Annotated in this window: 9 protein-coding genes; 4 read left to right on the top strand and 5 right to left on the bottom strand. The window is 29.5% G+C overall.

Features of this window, described 5'->3' with window-relative positions; translation table 11 throughout:
- Positions 1–2: 2 nt before the first annotated feature.
- From ilvC to ACZ5VL_RS07205, 5 genes are all read right to left on the bottom strand, one after another.
- Positions 3–1,025 carry a ketol-acid reductoisomerase gene (gene ilvC, locus ACZ5VL_RS07185; protein ID WP_464198316.1) on the bottom strand — a complete coding sequence of 341 codons (1,023 nt, stop codon included), beginning with the start codon at positions 1,023–1,025 and terminating at the stop codon, positions 3–5.
- A gap of 66 nt (positions 1,026–1,091) precedes the next feature.
- Complete coding sequence (locus ACZ5VL_RS07190) at positions 1,092–2,189, bottom strand: CinA family protein (protein ID WP_464198317.1); 1,098 nt, start codon at positions 2,187–2,189, stop codon at positions 1,092–1,094.
- Positions 2,190–2,199: 10 nt separating this feature from the next.
- Positions 2,200–5,250, bottom strand: a complete 3,051-nt coding sequence (locus ACZ5VL_RS07195) for a hybrid sensor histidine kinase/response regulator (RefSeq protein ID WP_464198318.1) — start codon at positions 5,248–5,250, stop codon at positions 2,200–2,202.
- Positions 5,251–5,515: 265 nt separating this feature from the next.
- Positions 5,516–7,315, bottom strand: a complete 1,800-nt coding sequence (gene uvrC / locus ACZ5VL_RS07200; protein WP_464198319.1) for an excinuclease ABC subunit UvrC — start codon at positions 7,313–7,315, stop codon at positions 5,516–5,518.
- Positions 7,305–7,718, bottom strand: coding sequence for a hypothetical protein (locus ACZ5VL_RS07205; RefSeq protein ID WP_464198320.1), 414 nt, complete (start codon positions 7,716–7,718; stop codon positions 7,305–7,307). The genes uvrC and ACZ5VL_RS07205 overlap by 11 nt, the downstream gene beginning before the upstream one ends.
- On the opposite strand from ACZ5VL_RS07205, the gene ACZ5VL_RS07210 reads away from it, so the two are divergent.
- From ACZ5VL_RS07210 to ACZ5VL_RS07225, 4 genes are all read left to right on the top strand, one after another.
- Positions 7,719–7,886, top strand: coding sequence for a hypothetical protein (locus tag ACZ5VL_RS07210; protein ID WP_464198321.1), 168 nt, complete (start codon positions 7,719–7,721; stop codon positions 7,884–7,886).
- Positions 7,887–7,961: 75 nt separating this feature from the next.
- A complete protein-coding gene (gene guaA / locus ACZ5VL_RS07215) occupies positions 7,962–9,497 on the top strand; it encodes a glutamine-hydrolyzing GMP synthase (RefSeq protein WP_464198323.1) in 1,536 nt (511 codons plus the stop codon).
- Positions 9,498–9,558: 61 nt separating this feature from the next.
- Positions 9,559–10,173, top strand: a complete 615-nt coding sequence (locus ACZ5VL_RS07220) for a Type 1 glutamine amidotransferase-like domain-containing protein (RefSeq protein ID WP_464198325.1) — start codon at positions 9,559–9,561, stop codon at positions 10,171–10,173.
- Positions 10,174–10,237: 64 nt separating this feature from the next.
- Positions 10,238–10,870, top strand: coding sequence for a uroporphyrinogen-III synthase (locus ACZ5VL_RS07225; protein ID WP_464198327.1), 633 nt, complete (start codon positions 10,238–10,240; stop codon positions 10,868–10,870).
- Positions 10,871–11,124: the final 254 nt, after the last annotated feature.

The following is an 11,124-nucleotide window of genomic DNA, read 5'->3' on the forward strand; positions in this document are numbered from 1 at the left end:
TATTAATTTTTTGATTGATCTACTAGTTTGCCTTTTTTTATCCAAGGCATCATTCCGCGAAGCTTTTCACCAGTTTTATTTAAAAGAGAAGCTTGAGACATTTTTCTTTCAGCATTCATTCTAGTGTATCCTGCTTTTTTCTCTAAGATAAAATCTTTAGCAAATTTACCATTTTGAATTTCTTTTAAGATTTCTTTCATAGCTTTTTTGCTTTCTTCATTTATAACTTTTGGACCGCTTACATAATCTCCATACTCAGCTGTATTTGATATAGAATATCTCATATCAGCCATGCCGCCTTGATATATTAAATCAACTATAAGCTTTATCTCGTGTAGGCATTCAAAATAAGCCATTTCTGGTTCATAACCAGCTTCTACAAGTGTTTCAAATCCTGCATTTATAAGAGAGCATAGTCCACCACACAAAACAGCTTGCTCGCCAAAAAGATCTGTTTCTGTTTCATCTTTAAAAGTTGTTTCTATGATACCGCTTCTTCCACCACCTATTGCGCAAGCATAGCTAAGTGCAAGCTCTCTTGCTTTTCCAGATGCGTTTTGTTCAACTGCTATAAGATCAGGAATACCGCCACCTTTTACAAATTCGCTTCTTACAGTATGACCAGGAGCTTTTGGAGCTATCATGATACAATCTACGCCATCTGGTGCTTGGATTTGACCAAAGTGGACATTAAAACCATGTCCAAAAGCTATAGCGCAGCCTTTTTTTAGATTTGGTTTTATTTCATTTTGAAAAATTTCACCTTGATGTTCATCTGGTGTGAGTATCATGATAAGATCAGCTTCTTTTGTAGCTTCGCTAACGCTTAGAACTTTAAACCCTTTTGCTTCAGCTTTTGCCCAACTTTTGCCATCTTTTTTTAGTCCCACTATCACTTCAACACCACTATCTCTAAGATTTTCAGCGTGAGCATGACCTTGTGAACCAAAACCTATCATGGCAACTTTTTTGCTTTTTATAAGAGATAAATCGCAATCTTTATCATAAAATACATTTATAGCCATATGACATCCTTTTTGAAATAATCAAGAAGTGCATTATAATGAAAAGTAGTTAATAAACTACTGAATTTATTCATCAAAAAACAGTTCACTCTTTAATCTTATAAGGGATAAAAATGCCAAAATTGTACTTTGCTCTCTTATGTAGTCTCTGTTGCCTTTTAGAAAAAATCTTTCAACATTTATGCTTCCATCTTTTGAGCCAGAGCCTATAAATACTGTTCCAACTGGCTTTTCTATGCTTCCACCATCTGGTCCTGCTATACCACTTATTGCTAAAGCAAAATCAGCTCCACTTGCTATAAGTGCACCATTTATCATCTCTTCAATACACTGTGAACTAACTGCACCATAAGTTTCAAGAGTGCTTTGCTTAACGCCAAGCCAAGTTGATTTTATATCATTTGCATACGTTACAAGTGAGCCATTAAATGCTGCAGATACACCACCATATGAGCCAAATTTTGCAGCAAGTAAACCACACGAACAACTTTCTGCAAAAGTAATTTTTAACCCTTTTTTTATAAGCGTATTTGCTATATGTTTTATAGGATCTTTTTGCAATATAATTTTTTGGGAAAAAAGAGTTTTTGCGCTTTGTAAAAATCCTTCTATTTGGCCAAATTTATTTTCTTCTGCTCTAATAATTGTCCAGTTTGTAACTATTTGGCTTAAATTTATTGTGATATCATATGTTTTAGCAAGTGGCTCAAGAAGAATTTTTGCGCTTTCGCTATCTAAATCAAATATTGAAAAATAAGCAAAATTTCGTTCAAAATCGCTTAAAAATATTGGTAATTCCGACGTTGGATTTGCATTTATTAGATTTACTTCCGCATTATTGATTTTTACTATAAAACTTCCATTTGTAAATTTACTAACTCTACTTGGAACCAACATGCCGTCTTTTAGTTCTAAAATGTCGCTAGTTAGTGTTGCTAGAATTTTACTTGCTATATGGTAGTTATCATCGGTTGTAAATATTGTCAAAATATCATAAGAAAAAGTATAATGTTCTATACTAAAAGGAAGATTTTTATCGTTTTTATTGATATAATTTATCACGCCTTTTTCACCAAAATAATCTTCGTATTTTTCATATATGTACGATAAAAAGGAACTATTTAGTATTATATCTTCACCAATTATTAAGATTCCATGTTGCATATTTGACCTTTCATTTGATTAAATTTTTAGCTATCATAGAAATTTGATTTATATCCATATCTTCTTGGATAATTCTACTAAAGTCATTTTTGAATTTCTCTAAAATATTTTTTTCATTATCTATCATTAGAATAGTTTTAATTTTGACATTTTTGTTTGTTTGTCTATCTAGTAATAAACTTGAAATGTTTTCTAAATTTAAATTAGGAATATTGCTATCAATGATTACTAGCTTGTACGATATCTCTTTAATGTGTTTTTCAAAATCGTATAAATTTGTTACAAAGTCTATATTTTCACAAAATTCTAAGAATTTATTTTTCATAAGTGTATTTTGTAAAACGGATTTTTTAACTATCAAAATATCTTTATTGTATATGCTTTTATTCTCAGTAAGATAGCAAATTTCTGGTTGCTTTAACTGTAAATTAGGGATTATTTTATGTTCTGGTATAAGTTTGTTTAAAAGTTTTGATAGAATATTTATTTTTATTGGTTGTGATATAAACTCATCAAATCCCTTATTTTTAATTGATGCATCATTTGTTTTTACGTTATTATCTATAATTGCAATTATTGGAGAATGACCTATCTTGCTTTCTTTTTCGAACTCTATTATACTTTTTATATTGTGTTCATCGAATTTTACAGCTGGTTCTATTTCTATAAATATAATGTCGTATGATTGTTGTGTGTATTCGCTTATAAGCTCTTTTGTAGATTTAACAATTGTGGTTTCTATATACAAATAAGACAGTATGTATTTTATGAGTTTTTGCATAGTTTGATTTGTTGTTAGAACAAGTGCTTTTGCACTAAATTTATCATCTATTTTTTCTATTTTATTTTTTATTATGTAGTTTGGATTTGATTTTTTTATAGATAATATATGCTGTATGGTTTTATCAAGTTGTGTTAATTTTATAGGCTCACTTATGCAAAATATATTTTGGTCTAGTTCATTTGTGTCTATTGAGCTTAGAATTTTATAGTTTGCGCTAAGTATGATTGGTTTGTCAAATTTACTTTTTACACCTATATAATCATCAAATCTTATAAATATAAGATCAAATTTGTAAGTATTTTTTTTAAGACTGTTGATATCTTCAAAAAATTCTACATTTATTTTTAAACTTGATAAATATTTTTCTAAAAAATTATTAAAATAATCACTGCAAGATGAAAGAACACCTATTTTTATATTATAACTATTTTTTGTCATAGTAATATTTATTTCTTTTACTTGAAGATAAAAAATAAATTTATTTCCATTTTTTGGACTTGATTGAATACTTAAATCACCTCCCATAAGTACTGCTAACTTTTTAGATATACCAAGTCCTAGGCTCATATATTTTTTATTATTTGTGTCATCTTCTTGTAATGAGCTTACAAAGATTTCATCTATTTTTTCTAAATTAATATTTGCACCATTATCTTCAACGCTAAATTCTATTTTTATTTCATCTTTTGGTAAGTCTTCTATTTTGATTATACGAATGATTATTTTACCGCCAATTTGTGTAAATTTGATAGCGTTATCTATAAGATTAATTAAAATTTCTTTTATTTTGATTAAATCAGCGTTTATATAATTTGATAAATTTGGATCTATAAAAACATAAAATTTGATGTCTTTATTTAATGCTAGTAGTGCAAAAGCTTGGGTTGTTTTTTCAAATTCTTGTATTGGCAAAAAAGCACTCATATTAATTAAAATTTGATTATTTTCTAACTTTCTATTTTCTTTAATATTTTTTGCCATATTAAATATATTTTGAGCAATTTCTTTTATGTTTTTAGTTAAAATACTTGGAGATGTTTTATCTATAAGATCTATATAGCTAATGATACCTTGAAGAGGAGCTTGTATTTCGTGAGCTATATTTGATATAAGATCATTTTTTATCTGATTTGTATGTTGAAGAAAGTTTATAGTTGAAATCATACTTTTTATAGACTCATCTATATTTAGAAATGTTTTTTGTATCTGTTTTTTTGAATCAAAATTTAAGTTAGTTTTTTGATCTAAATACCCTTTTTCTTTTAGATTATCTATAGTATAAGTAAAGTATTTTATAAGATGATTATAGTTTTTTATACTTATAATAAAACCCAGAAAAAATAAAAAACATAATGCTAGTAAAAATGAATAAATTTGTATTTTTTTAACTAAGCTATTTTTATATTCCTCAAGGTCTGATAATATATTTTGATATAAGATATTGTTATATTCATTTAGTAGTGATATTTTATTATTTGCTACTTCTGTCCATTTTCTATAAGGTGTATCAAAAATACCTCTAGAAGCATCCGATATAGTTTTTGTTTTTATGGCTGTGTAGGATTGAAATACATCATTTACTTTTTCTTTTGGCATATATGTATATAATTTTGACTTCAAATCATTTGATATAAGCATAAATGGATTTATGTCTGTATTTTCTAATACAATATCTATCCAAAACTTAGCTTGCTTATCGTCTAGGGAAGTATTTGTTATAAGAAGATTATTTATATAGTCTCGTTGAAAATTCATTGTATTTATGATGTATTGAGAAAAAATCATATAATTTATTAATGAGCTGGATTTTATCTGAGAAGTATGATCTAAAATTTTTGTAAGTTTTTGTATTATTTCGCTATTTAGTTGTTTATAAATATCAATATATGGTGCATATAAAAGCTCAAAACTATCCATTTTTGGATTTTGCCTAATTTTGTTCATTTTTGTTAAAAATATATTGATATCTTCGCTAATATTTTCTTGATAAACATATTTTATAAGTCTATTTGTATTTTGAATTTCGCTAGTAAAAATTTTTACATTGTAGCTATTTTTTTTATCTAGTGTTAAAACTCCAACTTCAGCTTCTTTATCGATAGTTATTTTGAGTTGTTTTAGTGCCAAATACTCTTTAAGAAGAGCTTTGGTATTATTATTTTCTATACATTTTTCATAATTTATATAAATCAAATACAGTAGAGCAAACATTAAAGCAAGTATGGGAATGCCACTTGTTATTTTAAATATGTTTTTTAATGTTAGAGGCATGCTCATGGTCTATCCTTGCAATTTCGCATTTTATAAAGATACATTTTACCAAAAATTATCAAAAACTCATTTGAAATATCAAGTAAATTTAAATTTGCTTGATATTTACAGGGCATTTTATTATAAATTGAAGAGTCTAGTATTTTTAAGATCTGTCTGTTTCAAGTATTGTAGTAAGCAGTGTGAAGTACTTTTTTGTGCAATAAGTAAAAATATCACGACTCTAGGAACACTATATTTATCATTTAAAATAATATTTATTTATATTAAATTATATATTTTTAATTTTACTTGCTACACTTATGTTTGTTAGGGATTTTATTTCTTCAAAACTAGCTTCATAAATTTTATCAAACGAACCATAATAATTTAGTAGTTTTTTGATACTTCCATCACTAATGCCAAGATTTTTTAGCTTAGAGCTTCCTAAATCCATCTTCCTTTTTGTTTTTTGATGAAAAGATATTGCGTATCGGTGCGCTTCATCGCGAAGTTTTTGAATGAACTGCAAAATTTTATTATCTGGTTCAAATTTAAAAACGCCATTTTTTGTGTAAATTTTATCTCTTGCAGAGCCTTTTGCGCGGTGTGCTTTCGCATCTATTTTTTCTTTTGAGATTGCAATAACATCTATGTTTGCACCGCAACTTTCAATGATTAAATTTGCTAAATCAAGCAAAGCTTGCCCACCATCTATGACCCAAAGGTCTGGCGGGCTTAATTTATCAAATTTTTTTGCACGAAGCGTTAAAAACTCGCTCATCTGATCATAATCATTTTTACTTTGTAAATGTGCGTGTCTATACCCATCTTTTGCGAAATTATCAAGCTCAAAACACACCATTGAGCCCACATTTGCAACACCTTGCATATGTGAGTTGTCAAAAATTTCTATCCTTATAGGAGTATTGTTTAGGTCAAAAGTTTGTTTTATGAGATCTAATAGCTCGTAGTTGTTATTTTTTAGATGCTTTTGAATTTGTAAATCGCAGTTTTTATAAGCAATATCACAAATCTTTCTTTTTTCGCCTATTTTTGGAGTTTGAATGCTAAATTTAATGCCATGTCTTTTGCTTAAAATCTCACTTACTAAAGTGTTATCTTCAAAATCCTCGTAAGTGTAAATTTTAGAAGAGTTTACTGGACTTTGAGCAGGATAAGCTTCGAGTATAACTTGCTTATAAGCCTCGCTTAAATCATGCTCACTTGCGTTTTGAACCCTTGAGATGATGTGCTTTGAGTTGCTTATCTTGCCATCTCTTACATTGAAAATCACAGAGCAGATTATGTTCTTATTGGTTCTTATTGCAACCACTTCAAAATCTTCGAGTTTAGCTAAATCGACTTCTACTTTTATTTGCATATCTTTTATAGTTGCTATTTGATCACGCACGATAGCTGCTTCTTCGTAGTTTTCATTTTGTGCGTAGGATATCATTAAATCTTGTAAAAAAGGCGTAAATAAATTTGGGCTTTGGATATATTTTATGGCATCATTAACAATTTTTGCATAATCTTCTTTTGAAATTTTATTTTCACAAGGTGCGTGACAGCGTTTTATCTGATGAAAAAGACAAGCTTTTTTGCCTTTTATACATGATTTTTTCTGCACAAGGGGAAATTTAAGATACAAAGCGTTTAAAATTTCCCTGCTTCCTTTAAAATAGGGTCCAAAATACCTGATATTTTTACCTTTTATAACTTTTCTTGTGATCTCAAAACGCGGGAAATCAGCACTTAAATCTATATAAATGTAAGGATAGGTTTTATCATCTCTTAGCAAAATATTGTATTTTGGTTTTAGCTGTTTGATAAATGAGTTTTCAAGTATCAGTGCGTCGCTTTCAGAGTCTGTTATGATGTATTCTAGATGTGAGCTTTGATTTATCATGCGAGTTATACGCATACTTAAACGAGGATTTGGTGAGAGTTCGCCACTAAAACTAAAATAGCTTCTAACTCTGTTTTTAAGGTTTTTTGCTTTACCTATATAAAGAAGTTTGCCATCTTTATCAAAATACTGATAGACGCCAGGATTTTTAGGAAGTGCTAAAATATCATCAATTAGCATTTTTTAGCTCTTCTTTTATCTCTTCAAAAATTTCATGTAGTTTTTTAGATGTAGCTAAGTTTTTAAACTCCCCTCGCGACAAATGCGAATAGTCTTTTTTTATTTTTATTATTTTATTTTCTTCTTTTGGTTTTTTTATGATGATTTGTATATTTTTAACATCTGATAAAGTGCTATCTTTGTTGATTTGGCAGTATTTTTTTAATAAGTTTTTTATCTGATTTATACTACTATCACTATTTAATTCTTGCTTAAATGCAGGATGTGAAACAGCTATGTATATAGTTTCATCTTTGCAAAATGTGTAGTTTATGATGCTATTTTTAGCTCTCCCAAGCAAAGAAATGAACTCTTTTGTTTCGCTAAATTTTTTTAACTTACCAAAAGAAGGGGTATTTGACATATGAGTGATAATCTCTTTAACGCTTTTCATAAGATTATTTTAGCATTTTTTTTATTAATTTTCTTTGCGGCTTGTGGATACAAAGCACCACCGTTTTATTCTATAGAAGATGCAAACAAAACAACAGATGAAAATTTTATCATAAATTATGATGAAAAAACAAAATAGGGCTTTGTATAAATAAGTTTAAATTTGATACAATTGCCTTTAGTTTAGTTAAGATTAAATAAATTAGGATTTTTTATGAAAACAGCAGATATTATAGTTTTAGACTTTGGTTCACAATACACTCAGCTTATCGCTAGAAGATTGCGTGAAAATGGAGTATATGCGGAGCTTTTGCCATTTAATGTGAGTTTAAATGACATTAAAGCAAAATCGCCAAAAGGTATCATTTTAAGCGGTGGTCCTGCTAGTGTTTATGCAAGCGATGCTTATTTTTGTGATGAGGGTGTGTTTTCTTTGGGTGTGCCAGTTTTGGGAATTTGTTACGGAATGCAACTAATTGCTCATAAATTTGGAGCAAGCGTGGTTGCTGCGTCGCATAAAGAGTATGGCAAGGCAAATTTGAAGTTTCAAAAAGAGCATGATTTGTTTAAAGAAACTGATGACAATCAAGTTGTTTGGATGAGTCACTCAGATAAGGTTGAAAACTTACCAAATGGTTTTGAAACTATAGCAACAAGCGATAATTCGCCATTTTGTGCATTTGGAAATGAAGAAAAGAAAATTTATGCTCTTCAATTTCATCCCGAGGTTGCTCATTCTGAGTTTGGAGATAAAATCTTAAAGAATTTTGCAAAATACATTTGTGGTTGCGAAAGCACTTGGAATATGGGAAGTTTTGCTAAAACCCAATGTGAAGCAATAAAAGCAAAAGTTGGAAATGATAAGATTTTATGCGCAGTTAGTGGTGGTGTAGATAGCTCTGTGGTTGCAGCACTACTTGCCCACGCTGTGCCACAAAACTTAATCGTTGTTTTTGTAGATAATGGACTTTTAAGAACAGATGAGGCAAAGCAGGTTGAGGCTACATTTAAGCTAAAATTAGGTGTTGATTTAATCAGCATAGATGCAAGCGAGCTATTTTTAGGAAGACTTGCAGGAGTTAGCGACCCTGAGCAAAAAAGAAAGATAATAGGTGCAACTTTTATAGAAGTTTTTGATAAAGAAGCTAAAAAGCATGAAAATGTAAAATACCTTGCACAAGGCACTCTTTATACAGATATCATCGAAAGTAGCGTAGTTGGTTCAAGTAAAACGATAAAATCTCATCACAATGTTGGTGGACTTCCAAAAGATATGAAATTTGAGCTAATTGAGCCTTTAAAAGAAATTTTCAAAGATGAGGTTAGAAAGCTCGGAATAGAGCTTGGATTAAGTCCTGATTTAGTTTATCGCCATCCATTCCCTGGACCTGGTCTTGCTATACGTATAATGAGCGATGTGACAAAAGATAGACTTGAGCTACTTAGAAAAGCTGATGTTATCTTAAGGGATGAGCTTAAATCAAGCGGTTGGTATAATAAAACTTGGCAAGCATTTTGCGTCCTTTTAAATGTAAATTCAGTTGGCGTAATGGGCGATAACAGAACTTATGAAAATGCAGTTTGTGTGCGTGTAGTAGATGCAAGCGACGGCATGACTGCGAGTTTTTCAAGACTACCATATGATTTGCTTGAAAATGTAAGTAAGAGAATAATAAATGAGGTTGATGGGATTAACCGCGTGGTGTATGATATAAGTTCTAAGCCACCTGCAACGATAGAGTGGGAATAATTAAATTATTTTTACTATGCTATCTAGGGTATAGATATTAATTTATTGAAGGATAATTATAATGAATCTATTTTTGTGTTCTTACACTGCCGGTGTTAAAAAAATACTTTCATGCTTTCTAAAACCGTTTAATATAAAAGAGATTCTTTTTATACCAACAGCAGGAAATGTTGAAAATTATAGAGAGTATATTACGCAAGCGCAAAAAGTATTTGAAGAAATGGGCTTTAAAATAAATGTAATGGATATAGCTAAAAAAGAAGAATTGCAAATTACTAAATCATTAGAAAAAGCACAAGCTCTTTATATTTCAGGTGGGAATACATTTTATTTATTGCAGGAACTAAAAAGAAAACATATGATCGATAAGATTAAGGATCGCATTAGTGCAGGTATGCCATATATTGGTGAATCTGCTGGAGCTATAATTGCTCATAAAACTATTACTTATAATGAGATTATGGATGATAGAAAGATGGCTGTAGAGTTAAAAGACGATAAGGCTTTGGGAATTTTTAGCCATGCTATTCTTCCGCATTTTGGTGATCAGCCATTTGTAGATACAAGTAAGCTAACTTTTGAAACTTTTAAAGATTTAGTTGATTTAATCCCAATAAACAATAAAGAAGCAGTAATAGTTAAAAAATCTGGCTACGAAATAAGAAAAGAATTGTAAGGATTGTTATTTTATAAAAATTTAGTTAACTTTTGATTTCTATGGCTATAAAAAGATAAGAAAAATGATATACCTAATTTCGCATACTAAATTTGATGATAAGAGTGTTAAACACTTGCAAGTTTGTGATATTAAATTTAATAAATTTGATCTACATTTAGCAGATTTTGACGCTCTTGTTATAACTTCAAAAAATAGCATAAAAGCCTTAGGGTATAATCAAATAAAACCTGTAAATTTAGAAGTTTTTAGTATAGGTCAGGGTTCAAGTGACGAAGCTTTAAGATTTGGTTTTGGCAAAATTTATACATCTAAAAACTCACATGGAGATGAGTTTGCTAGTGAGATTGCGCCACTTTTGCAAGATAAAAAAACACTATTTTTAAGAGCAAAAGATGTGCTTTCAGATGTAACAGACATTTTAAAAGGAAATGGCGTAAGTTTAAAAGAGATTATAGCTTATGAAAATGGTTTTTTAAATTTATCAAAAGAGTTAATGCCTCCTAAAAGTAGTATCCTTATCTTTACATCTCCATCAAATGTCGAAGGATTTTTAAGAAATTACGAGCTAGATGGCAGTTACAAAGTTATCGCTATAGGTAAAAAAACAGCCAAAAAACTGCAAAATTTCCCAAATTTGATAGTAAGTGAAAGTCAAAATATAAAAGATTGTATAGGGATTGCAAAAAATTTGTAGTAAATTCTAAAATCATAACACTATTGGACATAAATTTAAGTATTGTTTTGTTATAATTTATCGCCTGAGCGAAGCGTCAGTATTTTTTGAGGGTCCAACACATAAAGTATGGCGATGATGTATATAGTTCGTGTGATGTGGTTTCGCTTGAGCTTTTTAAAAAGCGAGAAATTGCAACCTGTAGGGCTAATCTAGTCGCAAATTTGGCTTTTCGGGCCGACCATTTATAGCAACGCCCGCTTGGGTATTTCATT

The sequence above is a fragment of the Campylobacter sp. GTC17093 genome (genome assembly GCF_055397635.1).